This is a genomic window from Fusicatenibacter sp. (genome assembly GCF_977045365.1).
Map to the genome: position 1 here is coordinate 1 of NZ_CDRRUH010000018.1, position 21,171 is coordinate 21,171.

Genomic DNA, 21,171 nt, shown 5'->3' on the forward strand with positions numbered 1-21,171 from the left:
GCTCCGTCGATTTCACGTACTCGAGCAGGTTGGCGGAGCGGTCGTACAGCAGTTTTCCGGCTTCGGTCAGGCGGACGCCCTGGCGGGTGCGTTCAAATAAAGTGACGTTCAGTTCGGCTTCCAGCTGTTTTAGCTGATAGCTGAGCGGCGGCTGGGACATATTGAGGCGGCGGGCGGCCTCGTGAATGCTTTCGGTTTCGGCGATGACGCGGAAATATTCAAGCTGGCGCAGTTCCATAAGAGACTTCCTTTCGTGAAATTATCTATGATATTAAAATTGTATCACTAAGCTATAAAAACAATACTATTCGTATTAATCATATGAGATTATACTGTCAATGTCAAGAACCAAAGAAATGGAGAGTGAAAAAGAAGATGAAAAGTCTTGGAGTCTACTTGAAGCACTACAAAAAAGAGAGCATCATCGCTCCTTTGTTCAAGCTTCTGGAAGTCGTATTCGACCTTCTGGTGCCGATGGTTGTTGCCCAGATCATCGATGTGGGTATCGCAGGCAATAACCGTCCGTACATCGTCAGCCGTTTTGGAATCCTCGTTCTGATGGCGGCAGTCGGACTTTGCTGCAGCTTCACCGCGCAGTATTTCGCGGCAAAAGCGAGCGTCGGCTGTGCAACCGAGCTTCGCCAGGCGGTCTTTGACCACATCCAGGCTCTGTCCTTTACGGAGCTGGATACCATTGGAACCGATACGCTGATCACCCGTCTGATCAACGATATCAACCAGGTGCAGAACGGAATCAACATGGGTCTGCGTCTGCTGCTGCGGAGTCCGTTTATCGTATTCGGTTCCGTTGTGATGGCATTTACCGTCAACGTAAAATGTGCCATCGTATTCCTGGTTACTATTCCGATCCTGTTCGTTGCCGTATTCGGCATTATGCTGGTCAGCATCCCGCTGTTCAAAAAGGTACAGGCGGCACTCGACCGCGTCACCGGAATGACAAGAGAAAATCTGAACGGTGTCCGTGTCATCCGTGCGTTCTGCCGTGAGGAGCAGTCTGTTGCCGATTTCGAAAAGAGCAACGATGAGCTGACTCGTCTGAACGAGTTTGTCGGAAAAATTTCCGCACTGTTAAATCCGCTGACCTATGTCCTCATCAACATCGCAGCCGTTGTTCTGATCTGGCAGGCAGGCCTTCAGGTCAACATCGGCAGTATGCAGCAGGGACAGGTTGTCGCACTTTACAACTACATGCTGCAGATCATCGTGGAGCTGATCAAACTGGCATCGCTCATCATCACCTTAAACAAATCCGTTGCCTGTGCAGAGCGTGTCTCCGGCGTACTGGCGGTTCCGACAACCATGAACTACCCGGCAAAAGGCGGCGCTGCAAAGAAAGTAACTGGCGATGCGGCTGTTACATTTAAAAATGTCAGCTTCACCTATGCAGGAGCCGGCGCAGAGAGCTTATCGGATATCAGCTTTACCGCAAAACGCGGCCAGACCATCGGAATCATCGGCGGTACCGGAAGCGGAAAATCGACGCTGGTCAGCCTGATTTCCCGTTTCTATGACAGTACAAGCGGTGAGGTTCTGGTGGACGGCGAGAATGTAAAGAATTATACAAAAGAAGAGCTGTGCAATAAGGTTGGCGTGGTACAGCAGAGAGCAGTCCTCTTTAAAGGAAGCATCCGCGACAATATGAAGTGGGGCAAAGAGGACGCCACCGATGCAGAAATCTGGGAGGCGCTCACCACAGCCCAGGCGAAAGAAGTCGTAGAAGGCAAACAGGATCAGCTCGATTTTATGCTGGAGCAGAACGGAAAGAACCTCTCCGGCGGACAGAAACAGCGTCTTTCTATTGCGCGTGCGCTGGTAAAAAAACCGGAAATCCTGATTCTGGACGACAGCTCGAGTGCGCTTGACTTTGCAACGGATGCAAAACTCCGCAAAGCCATCCACAATCTCGAAGGAAACACGACAACCTTCCTCGTATCCCAGCGAATCGCCGGCATCCGTCAGGCAGACCAGATCCTCGTTCTTGGAAATGGTACGCTCGAAGGAAACGGCACACACGACGAGCTGATGAAAACCTGCGAGGTTTACCGCGAGATTTACTTCTCCCAGTTCCCGGAAGAGTGTGCAGCTTATAACAACGAAAGCGGGGTGATCGCATGAAAAAGACAGAAAACAAGTCCGGAAAAAGCGGCATGCAGGTCATGAAAAAGCTGATGGCGTTTATCGGAAATTATAAAATTTTCTTAGGCCTTAGTATTGTCCTGGCTGCGGTTACCGTTATTTTACAGCTTTATATTCCGATCCTGTTCGGCGATGCGATCGATGAGGTCGTTGCAGCCCACCAGGTCAATTTCCCGGAGATGTGGTTCTATCTGAAACGAATCGTATTCTTTACCCTCGTTTCCGCACTTTCCGCATGGATCATGAACCTGATCAACAACCGTATGACGTACCGCATCGTGCGCGACCTTCGTTCCCAGGCGATCCGTCATATCCAGGTGCTGCCGCTGTCCTATCTGGATCAGCACAGCTCCGGAGACATCGTAAGCCGTGTTATCGCAGATACCGATATCTTATCGGACGGTCTTCTGCTTGGCTTTACGCAGCTGTTCTCCGGCATCGTAACCATTATTGTGACACTGTTTTTCATGTTCTCGAAGAACGTATGGATCACCCTTCTTGTGATCTGCCTGACACCTCTCAGCTTCTTCGTGGCAAAATTTATTTCCGGCCGCTCGTTCAAAATGTTCCAGAAACAGAGTGAGACGAGAGGAAAACAGACCGCACTCATCGATGAGATGATCGGAAACCAGAAAGTAGTCAAAGCGTTCGGCTATGAGGAAAAAGCTTCCGAGCGTTTTGCAGAGATCAACAAAGATCTGCAGAAATACAGCCAGCAGGCCGTGTTCTACAGTTCCTTAACGAACCCGTCCACCCGTTTTGTCAACAACGTGATCTATGCCGGTGTTGCCCTTGTGGGAGCTTTCATGATCCCGGGCGGCGCGCTGACCGTCGGCGGACTTTCCGTTCTGCTGTCGTACGCAAACCAGTATATGAAACCGTTCAATGATATCAGCTCCGTTATCACCGAGATGCAGAACGCGCTTGCCTGCGCAGGCCGTATCTTTGCTCTTCTGGAAGAGAAAGAGGAGAGTGCAGACCCGGCCGGAACGATCGATACCGTGACGGGAAATGTGACGATCGATGATGTAGCATTCAGTTATGACAAAGAGAAAAAACTGATCGAGAACTTTAATCTTGACGTACAGCCGGGCATGCGTGTTGCCATTGTCGGCCCGACCGGATGCGGAAAGACGACGTTTATCAACCTGCTGATGCGCTTCTATGATGTCGATGCCGGAAAGATCTGCATCGACGGAAAGCCGATCGACGGACTGTCCCGCCATGCGCTCCGCAGCTGCTTTGGTATGGTGCTGCAGGATACCTGGATCAAACAGGGAACCGTGCGCGACAACATCAGCTTCGGAAAGCCGGATGCGACGGAAGAGGAGATCATCAATGCGGCCAAAGAGGCACACAGCTGGGAGTTTATCAAGCGTCTGCCGAAGGGGCTTGACACGGTTCTCAGCGAAGACAGCATCAGCCAGGGTCAGAAACAGCTTCTCTGTATCACCCGTGTCATGCTCTGCCTGCCGCCGATGCTGATCCTCGACGAGGCGACCTCCAGCATCGATACCCGTACCGAACTGCAGGTTCAGGAGGCGTTTGACAAGCTGATGCAGGGCAGAACGAGTTTCGTCGTTGCCCATCGTCTGTCCACGATCCGCAACGCTTCGCTGATCCTTGTCATGAAAGACGGAAAGATCATCGAGCAGGGATGCCATGAGGAGCTTCTTGAGAAGAAAGGCTTCTACTACAATCTGTACAACAGCCAGTTCCAGGCGTCATAAAAGATATTTGGAAAAGAGAACAGCAGATCTGTGCCGCGCATGCGATTTTGAGGCGTGCGCGCAGATCTGCTGATTTTTTATATATTTTTGCAATATTCCGAAAAAAAATACGGCATGGGGTATTGACGAATCCTGTCACAGGTGCTATAGTTTTACAAAAATAAAAAAAGACGTAGAAGTTTTTAGAAAATGTGCGGAGAGCCTTTGGAAATTTAATTTTTGAAAGGTGCACGACCGAAGAAGTAAAACTTTCAGGTGCTGGTTCTCTTCTTAAAACAAGAACGGACGGGAGACGGCGAGGACTAAAAACGGAGTGGTCTCTGGAGAAGCTCTTGAAAAGAGTGCCGAAGGTGCAATGCAGCGATGCAGAATCTCTCAGGCAAAAGGACAGAGTCAAAAAAAGATACAGAAGAAGAACAGCCGCGGAACAAAAAAGCGGTGCGCAGAAACGAAAAAATTCCGGAAGCGCGGTTTTTTGCTGTATTTTTCAATCAGAGCCATGTTCTGCAGGAAAATTCCCGCAGGAGATGGTATTTTTTTTCTCAAAACGGTGCGGATGTGTGATCCACATCGTTCAGACCATACGTCGAATGGAAAGGGAGAAAAGAAAATGGATGCATTGAATCAGGCAATTGCGCAGATCAGTGATGTGCTCTGGAACAGCGTACTGCTGTTTCTGCTGGTAGGTACGGGAGTTTATTTCTCCGTTCGGACCCGCTTTGTACAGGTAAGAAAGTTTAAGACCGCGTGGAACCGCGTTTTCGGCGGTTTCTCGTTAAAGGGTAAGAAGGCCGGAAAAGACGGCATGACTTCCTTCCAGGCGCTTGCAACAGCGATCGCCGCACAGGTCGGAACCGGAAACATCGCAGGATGTGCGACCGCACTCGTATCCGGCGGCCCGGGAGCCATCTTCTGGATGTGGCTTGCTGCGTTCTTCGGCATGGCAACGATCTACGGCGAGGCGTATCTCGCGCAGATCTCCAAACGCCGCGATGAGAACGGAGAAGTCATCGGAGGACCGGTTTACTACATTACCCACGTATTCAAGGGAACGTTTGGAAAAGCACTGGCAGGCTTCTTTGCCGTAGCCGTTATTCTGGCGCTTGGCTTTATGGGAAATATGGTACAGTCGAACTCCATCAGTGATGCGTTCTACACCGCATTTTCCGTACCGAAATGGGTGATGGGTGTGATTGTAGCCGTTCTCGCCGCATTCATTTTCATCGGAGGTATCTCCCGTATCGCATCCTTCACCGAAAAAGTTGTTCCGGTGATGGCAGCCCTGTATCTCGTCGGAGCCCTTGTTGTTATTCTGATCAACATCCAGCATGTGCCGTCAGCGATTGCTTCGATCTTTATCTGTGCATTCCGTCCGGACGCCGTATTTGGTGCAGCAGCCGGTATTACCGTGCGGAAAGCCATGCGTTACGGTGTTGCCCGAGGCCTCTTCTCTAATGAAGCCGGTATGGGTTCCACCCCGCATGCCCATGCGATTGCCGATGTCGAGAACCCGGAGGATCAGGGTGAAGTAGCGATGATCGGTGTCTTTATTGATACCTTCGTTGTTCTGACCATGACCGCTCTCGTTATTCTTTCTTCCGGCGTTCTGGAAGAGATGATGAGTACCGGTGTTGTAGGAACCCCGGTTGCACAGGCGGCATTCCGTACCGGCCTCAAAGGCTTTGGTCCGGCGTTCGTAGCGATCTGCCTTCTGTTCTTTGCGTTCTCAACCATCGTCGGATGGTACTTCTTCGCAAGACAGAACGTACAGTATCTGTTCGGAAAGAAAGCAGTCGTTCCGTTCTCGCTGATTGTCGTTGTGTTTGTATTCTTCGGCTCTCTGCTGAAAGTAGATCTCGTATGGAACCTGTCAGATCTCTTTAACGGCCTGATGGTAATTCCAAACCTCATGGCGCTGATCGTCCTCGCAGGAACCGTAGCGAAAGCGGCAAAAGGTGAAAAAGTAGAATTTTAATCATACATACAGAACGGGAAAAAGGAGGAAAGTCTGCTGATGCAGACTTTCTTTTTGAAATTTTATATGGCGAGAAGCCACATCGAGATGCAGCGCAGCGGAATCGAGATGGGGCTCTGAATAATTGCAAAAAGAAAGACCGGCAGGGGAGCTACCGGTCTTTCAAGGGGAGTATAAATAATTAATAAGGGGTTATTAATTGTAAAAAAATTTATGAAGGGTAAATTCTTTTACAAAATTGATTATAATACAGATAACGGGAAAAAGCAACATCGAAATTCAAAAGTTGGAAAAAATTACCACAATTTGGAAAGCAGTGGTCCAAAAGCAGGAAAAACACAGTGTTTTTGGGCTTGCATTCCCCACTTTGGAACAGATACCATGGAAAAACAGGGTTCTGGATGCATAATCTGCGCGGAAAAAGCGATACTAAAGGATGTCGCAGGACAAAAAACATTCAGGAGGAAACAAGATTATGACCAGAAACAGCAAAAATGAATACAGCAAAAACGAGTACAGTAAGAACGGATACGAGAAAAGCGAATACAGCAAAAACCAGAAGAACAGCAGAGACTGCAGTCATGTGAAAGACCGTGAGATGTCATCCTATGGTCAGCAGAACCGGGAGCAGGACGAGAAGGATGAGTATGAAAAATACTAAGTAAACCTCGGGATTCCGGCAGAAAAAAGCCGACGGCGGGTCCCATACGGACTCTGCCGCCGGTTTCTGCATACATATAAAACAGGAGAGAAAGTCAGATCCGGAGAGGGGGACCAGGATATGGCAGGCATGACACTGCTGGCGGCAGACCAGCTGGACTGGTACGTGGGAAAAACGTGGGCGATGATCATTGATGTGCGGAACCGGCGGGAATACGAAAAAGGGCATGTGAAAGGAGCGGTGAATCTTCCCTATGACCATCTGCTCGAACGGGTCTGTCTGCCGCGGGACAAAATTCTTGTGATCTGCTGTGAGCGGGGTGCCGCGAGCATGGCGGAGGGAAAGCGGCTGGCGGAGAACGGATACGAGGTCAAAACGGTCATCGGCGGAATGCATGCATACCGCGGACGGTATCTGGTGGCAGGAGAAGAGCTGTAAGGGGGCGGCAATCCAACATTTCTTCTTGTCAAGCGGGAAAAGATACGGTAAGATGAAACAGAAAACAATACAAAACCAAACCACAAAACGAAAGAGAGATCACGATATGAAATACATGTTTGCATCTGATATTCACGGTTCTGCCTATTACTGCAGAAAAATGCTGGAAGCCTTCGAGGCAGAGGGCGCAAGCCGCCTGTTTCTGTTAGGCGACCTTCTCTATCACGGCCCGAGAAACGATCTTCCAAAAGAATACGCACCGAAACAGGTCATCGCCATGCTGAATGAGAAAAAACAGTACCTCACCAACGTGCGCGGAAACTGCGACGCAGAAGTAGATCAGATGGTACTGGAGTTCCCGGTGCTGGCAGATTACGGCATCCTGATCGAGGGAGGCCATACCTTCTATATGAGCCATGGCCACATCTACAATGAGCAGAATCTGCCGCCGCTGATGGATGGAGATATCTTCCTGTACGGCCATACCCACGTCCTGCGTGCCGAGAAAAAGGGCGCACACACCTTCCTGAACCCGGGTTCTGTATCTCTGCCGAAAGAGGGCAATATCCCGACCTATGCAATCCTCGAGGACGGCGTATTTACGATCAAAGGCTTTGACGGCACCGTCGTAAAACAGCTCACATTATAAGAGGGGACGGGAGAGTATGGAATTATATGAACTGATCGCCCCGTGCCACTTCGGCCTGGAGGCGGTGATGAAACGTGAAATCCTCGACCTCGGCTACGAAATCGAGCGCGTGGAGGATGGAAAAGTAACGTTTCTTGCAGATGCAGAGGGAATCGCCTACGCCAACCTGTTCCTTCGCACGACCGAGCGTATCCTGCTCAAAGTAGGACAGGTCCACGCCGAGACGTACGATGAACTCTTTGAAGCGACAAAAGCACTCCCGTGGGAGAATTTTATCCCGAAAAACGGAAAGTTCTGGGTAACGAAGGCAAACTCCATCAAGAGTAAGCTCTTCAGCCCGTCCGATATCCAGTCGATCATGAAAAAAGCGATTGTCGAGCGATTGAAACAGGTCTACCACATGGAGTGGTTCCCGGAGGACGGTGCACAGTACCCGATCCGTGTTTCGATTTTAAAAGACGAGGTTACGATCGGACTCGATACCTCCGGCGTTTCCCTTCATAAGAGAGGCTACCGCAAGCTGACCGCGAAAGCGCCGATCACCGAGACCCTTGCCGCAGCACTTATCATGCTGACTCCGTGGAAGGGTGACCGGATTCTTGTCGATCCGTTCTGCGGAAGCGGTACGTTCCCGATCGAGGCGGCCATGATGGCGGCCGATATTGCACCGGGTCTCAACCGTTCTTTCCTTGCGGAGCAGTGGACGCACCTCGTGCCGAAAAAATGCTGGATGGATGCGGCGGAGGATGCACGCTACCGGATCCGGAACGATATTGAGACAGATATTCAGGGCTTTGATATCGACGGAGATGTCATTAAGAGTGCAAGAGAGAACGCAAAGCTGGCCGGTGTGGATCACCTGATCCATTTCCAGCAGCGTCCGGTTGCCGAGCTGTCGCATCCAAAAAAATACGGTTTTCTGATTACCAACCCGCCGTACGGTGAGCGCCTGGAGGACAAAAAAGATCTTCCGGCCCTGTATCAGACATTAGGAGAGCGGTACCGCGCTCTCGATTCCTGGTCGATGTATCTGATCACGAGTTACGAGGATGCCGAGCGGTATCTCGGCAAAAAGGCGGATAAAAACCGTAAAATTTACAATGGAATGCTGAAAACCTATTTTTACCAGTACGCGGGACCGAAGCCGCCGCGCCGGGAAAAAGAACAGAAATAATACAAATGGAGGAGCAATGCCGAATGATTTTTGGCGTTGCTCCTTTTTTGCGACAGGGTTCTTGTGTTTGCGTCACACATACGGTATAATGATCGCAAGTTATTTCAGCGTGAAAGAGGGAAAACGGTTATGAAAAAAATTGTATTTGCAACAGGAAACGCCGGCAAAATGAAAGAAATCCGTGAAATCCTTGCGGATCTGCCGGTGGAAATTTATTCAATGAAAGAAGCCGGCATTTCGGTAGAGATCGATGAGAACGGCAAAACCTTTGAGGAGAATGCAAAAATCAAAGCACAGACCGTTGCCGGATGCACAGACGGCGACATGATCGTGCTGGCGGATGACTCCGGTCTGGAAGTGGATGCCTTAAACGGCGAGCCTGGTGTCTATTCGGCAAGATATATGGGAGAGGATACGTCCTACCGCATCAAAAATCAGAGCCTCGTTGACCGCCTGGAGGGCGTGCCGGTGGAAAAAAGAACGGCACGATTCGTCTGTGTGATTGCAGCCGCCTTCCCGGATGGAACAGTCTGTACCACCAAAGGAACGATCGAGGGAAAAATCGGTTACGAGGAACGCGGGGAGAACGGTTTTGGCTATGACCCGATTTTCTATCTGCCGGATATGAGCCGCACGACCGCAGAACTTTCTCCGGAAGAGAAAAACGCAGTCAGCCACAGAGGAAAAGCACTGGCGGCGATGAAAGAACAGATTGCATCATATTTGAAATAAGAAGAGGGAAGAGAATGAGTATGAAATTTCTGATAGTGAGCGATACCCATGGACGGATGTATAACCTCGAGGAGGCCATGGAACGTGAGGAGTTCGACGGCATGATCCACTGCGGTGACGTGGAAGGGATGGATGACCTGATCAAATCCAAGGTAAACGGCCCGTGCTATATGGTCATGGGAAATAACGACTGGTTTTCAAACCTCCCGGCGGAGATTCAGGTGAACATTGATGATTACCGTGCCTTTATCACACACGGTCATAACTACGGCGTATCGCTCGGCCTGGAGGGAATCTATGCGGAGGCGCTTTCCAGGGGTGTGGATATCGTACTGTTCGGCCATACGCACCGGCCGGTCGCAGAAAAGCGTGGAAATCTCTGGATTGTCAATCCGGGCAGCCTCACGTATCCGCGTCAGATGGGAAGAAAACCAAGCTATGCCATGCTGACGATCAACGAAGAGCATGAGCTTTCGGTGGAAATCAAGTATCTGGATTAAAAAACGGGTCGAAAAAGGGCGGAGAACAGCCCAAAATCGAATGAATTATCGCAACTAACATGACTATTCCAAAGAAAACAGGGTAGTACCGGAGCAGGTTCTGACTAATTCTTAAAAAGTTTGTCAAAAAAATACAATTTAGGTGTTGACAGATGAGAAAAGATATGATAAGATCTCTTTGTTGTCCGGTGAGAACAAAACAACACAAAAAACATTTTGAAAAAAATGAAAAAAAGTGTTGACAAACCGAAAACAATGTAATATAATAAATCTTGCGTCGAGCGCGAAAGGGTTAAACGCAAATCGGGAAACCTTGTTTACGGGGTGTGGCTCAGCTTGGCTAGAGCGCCTGGTTTGGGACCAGGAGGTCGCAGGTTCGAATCCTGTCACCCCGATGTCGTGCGGGTGTAGTTCAATGGTAGAACACCAGCCTTCCAAGCTGGATACGTGGGTTCGATTCCCATCACCCGCTTGCTGCTACAATTTTGTAGAAGCTGTGTGCTTGTAGCTCAGTTGGATAGAGCAACGGCCTTCTAAGCCGTGGGTCGGGGGTTCGAATCCCTCCAAGCACGCTTCACTAAAATTAAATAGTGAAAAAGACTGTAAGTCGTAATTATGGTGGGTATAGCGCAGTTGGTTAGCGCGCCAGATTGTGGCTCTGGAGGCCAAGGGTTCGAATCCCTTTATCCACCCTGCCAGCAAGGCGAAACATTGGGCTATCGCCAAGCGGTAAGGCACAGCACTTTGACTGCTGCATTCGCTGGTTCGAATCCAGCTAGCCCAGTTGGATGCAAAAGTATACGGAGCATTAGCTCAGTCGGTAGAGCACTTGACTTTTAATCAAGTTGTCCGGGGTTCGAATCCCCGATGCTTCACTAAATAACCCATAGAAAACGCCCATGGAGGTTTTCTATGGGGTTTTTCTTTTTCTCGAAAAAATAATATGCGGTTATGACGGAATTGGCAGACGTGCAGGATTTAGGTTCCTGTGCCTTTCGGCGTGTGGGTTCGAGTCCCACTAACCGCAGAAAAATCGTTACAGTTCACAGGTTCCCTGCAAACTGTAACATTCGCAGCCCTCATTTAAAGTTTTGCTTCGCAAAAGGAGGGCTGCTCACACCTGAATCACTTTCTTACGCAGCGAAACAGCAAGTGTTTCACTGCTGAGTGAACAGTAACGAAAAATCTACAGCAGTAAAATGACAAAAATCAGATTCTAAATAATTGCAGCAAAAATATTCGCGCATCAAATATCTTAAAAACTCCAAACAGAACCGAAAATCAAATAGAGAATAGATAGAGGAAAAATGGTATGACAAGAGAAAAGTATGAGTCATTGCCTTTGAGCACGCTGAAAGCGCTGGCAAAATCCAGAAACATGAAGGGGATTTCCACCCTGCGGAAAGAAGCGCTGATTGAGCGGATGCTGGAAGAAGATCAGAAAGAAAACCAGAAAAACATGGAAGAGCCGGCGGTTCTAAAAGAGGAAAAAAAGACGGAAACTGTACAGGATCAGAATCAGGAACCGCAGGAAAAGCGGGAGGACGGTATGGAGCGCCAGAAGTACCGTCCAAGAGCGCCGCGTTTCAATGAGCGCAGATTTCAGGAACCACGGAATTATAATCAGAATAACCGTGAGGAAGAGCAAAGACAGGAGCCGCGTCAGGAAGCAGGGCAGGAAATGAGACAGGAGCCGCTGCGTCAGGAAGCAAGACCGGAGACGAGACAGGAACCGCGTCAGGAAACCAGCACGCTCGACAGCGGCCAGGAGGCCTGCGGCATCCTCGAGGTCATGCCGGACGGATTTGGATTTATCCGCTCTGACAACTATATGCCGGGCGACAGCGATGTCTACGTTTCCCCGTCCCAGATCCGCCGTTTCGGACTGAAAACGGGAGATATCATCCGCGGAAACACGAGAGTAAAGTCCGCAACCGAAAAATTCAGCGCCCTTTTATACTTAAAGAGCGTCAACAATCTGCCGCTCGACCAGATCATGCGCCGCGGCAATTTCGAAGATATGACGCCGGTATTTCCGGATGAGAGGCTGCGCCTCGAGCGCCCGGGCGGAAGCATGGCGATGCGGATTGTGGACCTTGTAAGCCCGATCGGAAAAGGCCAGCGAGGCATGATCGTTTCCCCGCCGAAAGCCGGAAAAACGACGCTTTTGAAGGATGCGGCCAAATCCATCCTGCGGAACAACCCGGAGATGTATCTGATCATCCTTCTGATCGACGAACGTCCGGAGGAGGTCACCGACATCAAAGAAGCGATTCAGGGCTCCAATGTGGAGGTTATTTATTCCACGTTTGATGAGCAGCCGGAGCACCACAAACGCGTGTCCGAGATGGTCATTGAGCGCGCGAAACGCCTTGTGGAGAGCAAAAAAGACGTTACGATTTTCATCGACAGCATCACGCGTCTCGCCAGAGCCTACAACCTGACTGTTCCGCCGAGCGGCCGTACACTTTCCGGCGGTCTCGATCCGGCAGCACTTTACATGCCGAAGCGGTTCTTCGGCGCAGCCAGAAACATGCGTGAGGGCGGAAGCCTGACAATTCTTGCCACGGCGCTTGTGGATACCGGAAGCAAGATGGACGATGTCGTTTACGAGGAGTTCAAAGGTACCGGAAACATGGAGCTTGTGCTCGACCGGAAGCTGCAGGAACGCCGTGTCTTCCCGGCCATCGACATAGCAAAATCGGGAACAAGAAGAGAAGATCTGCTTCTGACACCGGATGAGCAGGAGGCCGTTTACAACATGCGGAAGGCATTAAACGGCATGAAATCCGAGGAAGCCGTGGAAAATATTCTGAACATGTTTGCCCGCACCAGAAACAACGGCGAACTGATTCAAATTTTAAAGAAACAAAAAATAGTATAAGGCTTGCAATTTTCAAAATTGTGTGATACAATGAGAAAGCTGTGCAAGGTTGATGAGATTTTGTCAGCCTGAAATACGAAATCATCAGAGTAAATCTGAGAAGATAACAATATTAAGAAGAGGTGAATAAAATGAGAGAAGGAATCCATCCAGAATACCATCAGGCAACTGTTACCTGCAACTGCGGAAATACTTTCGTAACAGGTTCTACCAAGAAAGAGATCCACGTTGAGATCTGTTCTAAATGCCATCCGTTCTACACTGGCCAGCAGAAAGCTGCTGCAGCTCGTGGACGTATCGAGAAGTTCAACAAGAAATACGGCATGAAATAAGAATTGAATCAAGCAAGATGAAAAACGGGCTGAGGTTGGAAGATCTCAGTCCGTTCTTGCGTTACGGATGCAGAAAATCCCCTTTGAGGAGGTAAACGTAAATTATGAAATCATCCAATATTGGCGGCCAGGCCGTGATGGAAGGCGTCATGATGATGAACAAGGACCGCTATTCCGTCGCCGTACGCCGTCCGGACGGGGAGATTGAGGTCAAGGTAGAACAGCATAAGCCGCTGACAAAGCACAAGGAGCTCTTAAAAGTTCCGATTCTGCGCGGCGTTTTCAGCTTTGCAGATTCGATGATCGTCGGCATGAGTTCTCTTATGTACTCCGCTTCATTCTATGAGGACGAGGAAGAGGAAAAGAAAAAGCCGGCGACGAAAGAGGAAGAGGAGCAGCAGAAAGCGAAAAAAGAAAAGACAGACAAGCTGATGATGTACGGAACCGTCACATTTTCCGTTGTCATCGCCGTCGTTCTCTTTCTGATGGTGCCGTACTTCCTGTCCGAACTGCTGCACAAAGCGGGAGCCGGAACGACACTGACCGCGGTGGCTGAGGCCTTTGTGCGTGTGGCACTGTTTCTCGGTTATCTGGCAGCCATTTCCCGTATGGAAGACATTCAGCGCGTGTTCATGTACCACGGCGCCGAGCATAAATGCATCAACTGCGTCGAACACGGTCTGGAGCTGAACGTGGAAAACGTTTTAAAGAGCTCCCGGGAGCACAAGCGCTGCGGAACGAGCTTTCTGATGTACGTCATCGTCATCAGCATCATCTTTTTCATGTTCGTCAGGGTCGATTCCCCACTGCTGAAAATTGTGATTCGTCTGCTGCTCATCCCGGTGATCGCGGGCGTTTCGTATGAAATCATCCGCCTGGCGGGAAAAAGTGACAATAAACTGGTCAACCTGATCAGTAAACCGGGCCTGATGCTGCAGCATCTGACAACACGCGAGCCGGATGCCGAGATGGCAGAGGTTGCGATTGCCGCTGTGGAGGCTGTGTTTGACTGGAGAGCGTACCTGAACGAAAACTTTGGTTATACGTACCCGGCCAAAACCGAAAAGAAAGAACATGAGGAGCCGTGACCGATGAGTGTGCACGATAGAAAAAACTTGAAATCTGCACTGGAATCCGCTATTCTGTACTTACAAAAGCAGGGGGTGGAGGAAGCCCGGCAGGACGCATGGCTTTTACTGGAGCATGTCTGCGGGATCAGCCACAGCACCTACTTTGTACACAGTGAAGATGAAATGCCAGAAGAACAGCAGGAGCAGTACGAAGCGCTGGTCAGAAAGCGCGGCGAACACATTCCGCTGCAGCAGCTGACCGGAGAGGCGTGGTTCTACGGAATCCCGTTTTTTGTGAATGAGCATGTACTGATTCCGCGGCAGGACACCGAGATCCTTGTGGAGGAAGCGCTCCGCGGCCTTCCAAAAGATGCACGGATTCTCGATCTCTGCACCGGTTCGGGATGCATCCTCACATCGCTTCTTGTGACGAGAGAGGACTGCACGGGAATCGGCGCGGATCTCTCCGAGAAAGCCTTACAGGTTGCGGAAAAGAACGGCGCACAGGCGGGCGGACGGGCATCGTTCGTAAAGAGCAACTTATTTGAAAACATCGAGGGAACCTTCGATGTGATCGCAAGCAATCCGCCGTATATCCGCACGGATGTGATTGAAACCCTGATGCCGGAGGTGCGCGACCATGAGCCGCGGATGGCACTCGACGGCAGCGCGGACGGTCTTGTCTTTTACCGGAAGATCACAGAGCAGGCGGGAAGCTATTTAAAAGAGGGCGGAAAGCTCTGCTTTGAAATTGGATACGATCAGGGAGATGAAGTGCGGGAGCTGATGGAGCACCATGGTTTTGCTGATGTACAGGTTCTGAAGGATCTGGCAGGCCTGGACCGCGTGGTGACCGGTATCTGGCACAAAGAACCCTGACAGAAATGAATTTTGATTTTGACACCATAATGACATCATAAACAGACGAAAACAGCAAAAAGGAGCAGTCATTTTATGTTTGATAAACTTGATGATATCCTCATGCGTCTCGAGGAGGTCCTGAATCAGTTAAGCGAACCGGACGTCGCTGCCGATGCGGCGAAGTTCCAGAAGCTGATGAAGGAGCAGGCAGAACTCCAGCCGATCGCGGACGCATATAAGGACTATAAAACACAGAAACAGACCATCGAAGAGAGCCTGATGCTTCTCGAGGAGGAATCCGACGAAGAGATGCGTGAAATGCTGAAAGAAGAGCTCTCCGATGCGAAAAAACGCGTAGAGGAGCTGGAGCAGGAGCTCAAAGTCCTGCTTCTGCCGAAAGACCCGAACGATGACAAGAACGTTATCGTAGAGTTCCGCGCAGGTGCCGGCGGAGATGAGGCGGCACTCTTTACCGCAGAAATCTGCCGTATGTACATCAAATACGCAGAGAGCCGCGGCTGGAAAACAGAGCTGACCAGCGCCGATGAAAACGGAATCGGCGGTTTTAAAGACGCAACCCTTCTGATCAACGGAGCCGGCGCGTACTCCCGGATGAAGTACGAGAGCGGCACGCACCGCGTACAGCGTGTGCCGGAAACCGAGTCCGGCGGAAGAATCCATACTTCAACCATGACCGTAGCGATCATGCCGGAGGTGGACGACGTTGAAGTACAGATCGACCCGAAAGATTACAAATTCGATGTATTCCGTGCTTCCGGAAACGGCGGCCAGTGTGTCAATACGACCGACTCTGCAGTCCGTCTGACCCATTTCCCGAGCGGCATCGTCATTTCCTGCCAGGACGAGAAATCACAGTTAAAGAATAAGGACAAGGCACTGAAAATTCTGCGTGCCCGTCTGTACGACCTAGAGCAGCAGAAACAGCACGACGAGATGGCTGAGCTTCGAAAGAGCCAGGTCGGAACGGGAGACCGCTCCGAGAAGATCCGTACGTACAACTTCCCACAGGGACGTGTGACGGATCACAGAATCAAACTGACCTTATACAAACTGGACGCCATCATGAACGGCGATCTGGACGAAATCATCGACAGTCTGATTGCAGCCGATCAGGCCGCAAAGCTGAGCAGCATGCAGGAAGAAGCATAATAATAAACGCTGCGAATCACGATTGGTCTACAGGATCGATTGTTGATAGAATAAACAAGAGAAAAAAGGGGAAAAGAGAAAGGGAAAATGCTATGAAGAAAACAGCACTTGTGATCATGGCAGCCGGAATCGGCAGCAGATTTGGAAAGGGAATCAAACAGCTTGAGCCAGTAGGACCAAACGGGGAGATCATCATGGATTATTCCATCCACGATGCACTGGAAGCCGGCTTCAACAAAGTAGTATTCATTATCCGCAAGGATCTGGAGAAAGATTTTAAGGAAGTCATCGGCAACCGCATCAGCAAAATCACAGAGGTGGAATATGCATTCCAGGAGCTCGACGATCTGCCGGCAGGCTTTGCAAAACCGGAAGGCCGTACAAAACCGTGGGGAACCGGCCAGGCCGTTCTTGCCTGCAAAGGTCTTGTAAAAGAGCCGTTTGCGGTTATCAATGCAGATGATTACTACGGAAAAGACCCGTTCGTAAAACTGCACGACTACCTCGTACAGGAACATGATGTAAAAGAAGTTATGCCGATCTCCATGGCAGGATTCGTTCTTGGAAATACCTTAAGCGACAACGGCGGCGTAACAAGAGGTGTCTGCGTTGTTGATGAAAACGGAAATCTGACCGGCGTCAACGAGACGAAAAACATCGTAAAGACCGCAGAGGGCGCAGGTGTTGAAAACGAGGATGGAACCGTTGCACCAATCGACGAAAACTCCCTTGTTTCCATGAACATGTGGGGACTGCAGCCGGAGTTCATCGATCTTCTGGAAAAAGGCTTTGTTGAATTCCTCTCCGCACAGAAAGAAGGAGATGTAAAAGGCGAGTACCTTCTTCCGATCTATATCGACGAGCTGCTGCACGCAGGAAAAGCAGAAGTAAAAGTTCTTCCGACCGATGCAGAGTGGTTCGGCGTAACGTATCAGGAAGACAAAGCTTCCGTAACAGAAGCATTCCGCAAACTGATTGCGGACGGCGTATACAGTGAGAAGCTGTACGACTAATTACGATATTTTGTTATTTGAGTGAATAACCAGAAAAAGCGTGTTTGAATGATTGCCAAAGAATTTCAGACACGCTTTCTGCCCGAAAGGGGAAAGGAGAGCATTACCATGGGTAAATATTTTGGAACAGATGGATTTCGTGGAGAAGCAAACATTGATCTGACGGTTGAGCATGCATATAAAGTGGGAAGATTCCTCGGATGGTATTTCGGAAAAGACCACAAGGCACAGATCGTCATTGGAAAAGACACCAGACGCTCCAGCTACATGTTCGAATATTCGCTGGTAGCAGGACTGACCGCATCGGGAGCAGACGCTTATCTGCTGCATGTAACGACCACCCCGAGCGTTTCCTACGTTGTCCGTACAGAAAACTTTGACTGCGGAATCATGATCTCCGCCAGCCATAACCCGTTTTATGACAACGGAATTAAGGTCATCAACGGCCTCGGACAGAAACTGGAAGCCGACATCGAAGCGCAGATCGAAGCCTACATCGATGACGGAACACCGAAGATCCCGTTCGCAACGAGAGAAGACATTGGACGCACCGTGGATTTCGCAGCCGGAAGAAACCGCTACATTGGGCACCTGATCTCGATTCCGACAAAATCGTTCAAAAACATGAGAGTCGGACTTGACTGCTCCAACGGAAGTGCCTCTTCCGTAGCCAAGAGCGTATTTGATGCCATCGGCGCCAAGACGTATGTGATCCACAACGAGCCGGACGGAACAAACATCAACCGCGGCTGTGGTTCCACCCACATCGAAGAGCTTCAGAAATACGTAAGAGAGAAACACCTCGATGTCGGATTTGCCTACGACGGAGACGCAGACCGCTGCATCGCTGTCGATGAGCTGGGAAATGTCGTAGACGGAGACCTGATCATGTACGTCTGCGGTAAATACTTAAAAGAAAAAGGCCAGTTAAACGGAGATACGATCGTAACCACGATCATGTCAAACCTTGGTCTTTACAAAGCATGTGACCGCGCCGGTATCCGGTATGAGAAGACAGCAGTCGGCGATAAATACGTGTGCGAGAACATGATGGCAAACGGCTATTCTCTCGGCGGAGAGCAGTCCGGCCACATTATTTTCAGTAAGCACGCGACGACCGGTGACGGAATCCTAACCTCCCTGATGGTGATGGAAGTGCTGATGGATAAGAAACTCCCGCTCAGCACCCTGACAGCCGAGGTAGTGATTTACCCACAGCTCTTAAAGAATGTCCGTGTGGCAAACAAAGCAGCTGCAAAGGCCAACCCGGCCGTACAGAAAGCAGTAGAAGACGTAGCAGAGGCCCTGGGCGATGACGGACGCATCCTCGTAAGAGAGAGCGGCACCGAGCCGGTGATCCGTGTCATGGTGGAAGCGCCGGACGACGCAACGTGTGCAAAATACGTAGACCAGGTCGTTTCTGTGATGCATAAAGAAGGACTTGTGACAGAATGAAAAAAAGACTGGTAATCTTTTTTCTGGCGGCGGCAATGGTGCTTGGCGGCTGTGAAAATAAAAATTCAAAGCTTTATAAAAAGGGCATCGAGGCGCTCGAACAGAAGGACTACGTAACGTCGATTGCGATGCTGGAGGGAGCTGTAAAGGCAGGCGACCGTCTGGCAGAGAGCTACCGGTCGCTCGGCATCGCTTATCTGAAAAGCCAGGAGTATGACAAGGCAAAAGAGGCTTTCAAGAGCAGCCTTTCGAGCATGAAGCACAAAGACGCGGAGTTTTCGCGCGATGTCATGTATTACGAGGCGGAAACCTGCGTACAGGCCGGGGATCTGGACGGAGCCATCGAGATCTGCACCAATATTCAGGCAGAAAAGGCAGATGCCGATGCGCTGTTCCTTCGGGGACGCGCGTACTTCCTGCAGAAGAACTACGAGCAGGCGAAGGTGGACTTTGATGCGGCGGTGGAGACAAAGGAGAGCTATCAGCTCTGCCTTGATATTTACGAGCTGTATCAGGAGAGCAGCATGAAGGCGGACGGCGACCGTTACCTTGAAGCGGCAGTGAAGATTGAGCCGAAAACGACCGAGGATTATTATAACGTCGGCTGTGCATACTACTATCTGGAGGAGCAGGACGAAGCGGTGAAAGCGTTCTCGAAGGCAATGAAGGACGGCAGCAGCGCGGCGATGGAAATGCTCGGCGAGGTTTATCTCTCAGAAGGGCAGAGCGACGAGGCGAAAGCGCTGTTTTCCTCGTATCTTTCGACGGAGGGTTTTGCGGCAGCAGCCAACAACGGACTGGCGCTCTGTGCTCTGGCAGAGAACGATACCGACGGAGCACTCTCGTATATGGATGAGGGCCTCAAGACAGCAGAGGATTCCGAAAAAGAAAATCTGCTGTTCAACCAGATTGTAGCATATGAAAAACGGGCGGATTTTGATACCGCGAAGTCGCTGATGGCAGATTTTCTGGCAGCATACCCGGAAAATACCACGGCGCAGCGGGAAAATACGTTTCTCCAGAACCGATAACAGACGGAGGAAGTTGGATTGTTTGATTTAAGAGAAGAACAGGAGCGCGTGATTCTGGTCGGCGTACAGGAAAACGGCGGCGCAAACGCAGAAGAATCACTCGACGAGCTGGCGGAACTGGCCAGCACCGCCGGTGCGAAGGTGGAGGGCCGCCTGGTGCAGGTGCGGGAGGCCATTCATCCGGGAACGTACATCGGAAAAGGAAAATTAGAGGAATTGAAAATTCTGGTGCGCGCCTGCGATGCGACGGGCATCATCTGCGACGATGAGCTCTCCTCGATCCAGTTAAAAGGGCTGGAGGAAGCACTGGAATGCAAGATCATGGACCGTACGCTTCTGATCCTGGATATCTTTGCGGCGCGCGCCGTGAGCAGCGAGGGTAAAATCCAGGTTGAGCTGGCCCAGTTAAAGTACCGTGCGTCCCGACTTTCCGGCCTTGGCACATCGCTTTCCCGTCTCGGCGGCGGAATCGGCACGAGAGGACCGGGAGAGAAAAAGCTGGAGACGGACCGCCGTCTCATCCGTGCCCGCATTACGCAGTTAAAACGCGAGCTCGAGGAGGTGCGCCAGCACAGAGAGCTTCTCCGCGAAGGCAGAAAGCGCTCAAGAATCCCGGTGGCGGCACTCGTCGGCTATACTTCGGCGGGAAAGAGCAGCCTTTTAAATGCACTGACGGGATCGGATATTCTCGCCGATGCGATGCTGTTCTCAACGCTGGACACGACGACGCGGTCACTGACCCTGCCGGACGGACAGGAGATTCTGCTGACCGACACGGTTGGATTTATCAACAAGCTGCCGCACCATCTGATCGATGCGTTCCGGAGCACCCTCGAGGAGGCGCGGTACGCCGATTACATTCTCCACGTTGTGGATACTTCAAATCCGCAGATGGAACTGCAGATGCAGGTGGTTTACGATACGCTGCGGGAACTGAAAGTTGAGGATAAAAAGATTGTCACGCTGCTGAATAAACAGGATAAGCTTCTCGATCCGGTCATCGTAAAGGATTTCCGGGCAGATGCGAGCCTTGCGGTTTCGGCAAAGACGGGACAGGGACTTGAGGACCTCAAAAATTTGCTCTCTTCCTGGATGATGGAAGGCAAAATTTATATCGAGCGGCTTTATCCGTACGACAAGGCGGGAACAATTTCACTGATCCGCAGCTACGGAATTCTGCTCGAAGAAGAATATCTGCCGGAGGGCATCCGCGTAAAAGCCTATGTACCGAAGGATATCTACCCAAGGGTATAGAGGTATGGCAAGCGGGCTTGAAAACGGCAGTACATCCCTTTAAACGCCGTACAGCGCCGAAAAATGGAAGGGACAGAACACAAGT

The 21,171-nt window shown here is 50.6% G+C and carries 19 protein-coding genes, 7 tRNA genes and 1 riboswitch; of the genes, 25 read left to right on the forward strand and 1 reads right to left on the reverse strand.

Translation table 11 applies throughout. The features are described 5' to 3' along the window. A partial coding sequence (locus tag ACY2VW_RS05910; protein ID WP_461877399.1) for a LysR family transcriptional regulator occupies positions 1-238 on the reverse strand: 238 nt, incomplete at its 3' end. A 137-nt stretch (positions 239-375) separates the two neighbouring features. Here ACY2VW_RS05910 and ACY2VW_RS05915 point away from each other — a divergent pair. The 25 genes from ACY2VW_RS05915 to hflX all read left to right on the forward strand — a co-directional run bounded on the left by ACY2VW_RS05915 (position 376) and on the right by hflX (position 21,086). Continuing rightward, complete coding sequence (locus tag ACY2VW_RS05915) at positions 376-2,136, forward strand: ABC transporter ATP-binding protein (RefSeq protein ID WP_461877400.1); 1,761 nt, start codon at positions 376-378, stop codon at positions 2,134-2,136. A 41-nt stretch (positions 2,137-2,177) separates the two neighbouring features. After that, positions 2,178-3,887, forward strand: coding sequence for an ABC transporter ATP-binding protein (locus ACY2VW_RS05920; RefSeq protein WP_461874452.1), 1,710 nt, complete (start codon positions 2,178-2,180; stop codon positions 3,885-3,887). A gap of 310 nt (positions 3,888-4,197) precedes the next feature. Then, positions 4,198-4,288, forward strand: a riboswitch (glycine riboswitch). Positions 4,289-4,497: 209 nt separating this feature from the next. Continuing rightward, positions 4,498-5,862: an alanine/glycine:cation symporter family protein gene (locus ACY2VW_RS05925; RefSeq protein ID WP_461877401.1), complete on the forward strand. Its 1,365-nt coding sequence runs from the start codon at positions 4,498-4,500 to the stop codon at positions 5,860-5,862. Between the two features lie 475 nt (positions 5,863-6,337). After that, complete coding sequence (locus ACY2VW_RS05930) at positions 6,338-6,523, forward strand: hypothetical protein (protein WP_461874440.1); 186 nt, start codon at positions 6,338-6,340, stop codon at positions 6,521-6,523. Positions 6,524-6,643: 120 nt separating this feature from the next. Beyond that, on the forward strand, positions 6,644-6,961 hold the full coding sequence (locus ACY2VW_RS05935) for a rhodanese-like domain-containing protein (protein WP_461877402.1): 318 nt from the start codon (positions 6,644-6,646) through the stop codon (positions 6,959-6,961). Positions 6,962-7,067: 106 nt separating this feature from the next. Then, entirely contained in the window at positions 7,068-7,610 is a 543-nt protein-coding gene (yfcE, locus tag ACY2VW_RS05940; RefSeq protein WP_022462632.1) for a phosphodiesterase, read from the forward strand. A gap of 16 nt (positions 7,611-7,626) precedes the next feature. Further along, positions 7,627-8,784 carry a THUMP domain-containing class I SAM-dependent RNA methyltransferase gene (locus ACY2VW_RS05945; RefSeq protein ID WP_173812551.1) on the forward strand — a complete coding sequence of 386 codons (1,158 nt, stop codon included), beginning with the start codon at positions 7,627-7,629 and terminating at the stop codon, positions 8,782-8,784. A 129-nt stretch (positions 8,785-8,913) separates the two neighbouring features. Next, positions 8,914-9,516, forward strand: coding sequence for an XTP/dITP diphosphatase (locus ACY2VW_RS05950; RefSeq protein WP_117760504.1), 603 nt, complete (start codon positions 8,914-8,916; stop codon positions 9,514-9,516). Positions 9,517-9,536: 20 nt separating this feature from the next. Continuing rightward, entirely contained in the window at positions 9,537-10,016 is a 480-nt protein-coding gene (locus ACY2VW_RS05955) for a metallophosphoesterase family protein (protein ID WP_055265863.1), read from the forward strand. Between the two features lie 320 nt (positions 10,017-10,336). After that, positions 10,337-10,411, forward strand: a tRNA-Pro gene (locus ACY2VW_RS05960). A 6-nt stretch (positions 10,412-10,417) separates the two neighbouring features. Continuing rightward, positions 10,418-10,488, forward strand: a tRNA-Gly gene (locus ACY2VW_RS05965). 26 nt (positions 10,489-10,514) lie between these two features. Then, a tRNA-Arg gene (locus ACY2VW_RS05970) sits at positions 10,515-10,588 on the forward strand. A gap of 46 nt (positions 10,589-10,634) precedes the next feature. Then, a tRNA-His gene (locus tag ACY2VW_RS05975) sits at positions 10,635-10,708 on the forward strand. A 20-nt stretch (positions 10,709-10,728) separates the two neighbouring features. Beyond that, positions 10,729-10,800, forward strand: a tRNA-Gln gene (locus ACY2VW_RS05980). 18 nt (positions 10,801-10,818) lie between these two features. Next, positions 10,819-10,891, forward strand: a tRNA-Lys gene (locus tag ACY2VW_RS05985). Between the two features lie 70 nt (positions 10,892-10,961). Continuing rightward, a tRNA-Leu gene (locus tag ACY2VW_RS05990) sits at positions 10,962-11,043 on the forward strand. Positions 11,044-11,328: 285 nt separating this feature from the next. Then, a complete protein-coding gene (gene rho, locus ACY2VW_RS05995; RefSeq protein WP_461877403.1) occupies positions 11,329-12,900 on the forward strand; it encodes a transcription termination factor Rho in 1,572 nt (523 codons plus the stop codon). 131 nt (positions 12,901-13,031) lie between these two features. Further along, positions 13,032-13,232, forward strand: coding sequence for a 50S ribosomal protein L31 (gene rpmE / locus ACY2VW_RS06000; RefSeq protein WP_022462139.1), 201 nt, complete (start codon positions 13,032-13,034; stop codon positions 13,230-13,232). 104 nt (positions 13,233-13,336) lie between these two features. Next, complete coding sequence (locus ACY2VW_RS06005; RefSeq protein ID WP_461877404.1) at positions 13,337-14,320, forward strand: DUF1385 domain-containing protein; 984 nt, start codon at positions 13,337-13,339, stop codon at positions 14,318-14,320. 3 nt (positions 14,321-14,323) lie between these two features. Further along, complete coding sequence (gene prmC / locus ACY2VW_RS06010) at positions 14,324-15,181, forward strand: peptide chain release factor N(5)-glutamine methyltransferase (RefSeq protein WP_461877405.1); 858 nt, start codon at positions 14,324-14,326, stop codon at positions 15,179-15,181. Positions 15,182-15,256: 75 nt separating this feature from the next. Continuing rightward, positions 15,257-16,333, forward strand: a complete 1,077-nt coding sequence (gene prfA / locus ACY2VW_RS06015) for a peptide chain release factor 1 (protein WP_022462136.1) — start codon at positions 15,257-15,259, stop codon at positions 16,331-16,333. A 92-nt stretch (positions 16,334-16,425) separates the two neighbouring features. Continuing rightward, positions 16,426-17,346 carry a nucleotidyltransferase family protein gene (locus ACY2VW_RS06020; RefSeq protein ID WP_461877407.1) on the forward strand — a complete coding sequence of 307 codons (921 nt, stop codon included), beginning with the start codon at positions 16,426-16,428 and terminating at the stop codon, positions 17,344-17,346. 108 nt (positions 17,347-17,454) lie between these two features. After that, the gene (gene glmM, locus ACY2VW_RS06025) at positions 17,455-18,801 is read left to right on the forward strand and encodes a phosphoglucosamine mutase (RefSeq protein ID WP_461874448.1); all 1,347 of its coding nucleotides are present in this window, start codon (positions 17,455-17,457) and stop codon (positions 18,799-18,801) included. Further along, positions 18,798-19,832: a tetratricopeptide repeat protein gene (locus tag ACY2VW_RS06030; protein WP_461877408.1), complete on the forward strand. Its 1,035-nt coding sequence runs from the start codon at positions 18,798-18,800 to the stop codon at positions 19,830-19,832. Before glmM ends, ACY2VW_RS06030 begins: the two co-directional genes overlap by 4 nt. 18 nt (positions 19,833-19,850) lie before the next feature. Next, positions 19,851-21,086 (forward strand): GTPase HflX, encoded by a 1,236-nt coding sequence (gene hflX / locus ACY2VW_RS06035; protein ID WP_461877409.1) that lies wholly within the window; start codon positions 19,851-19,853, stop codon positions 21,084-21,086. Positions 21,087-21,171: the final 85 nt, after the last annotated feature.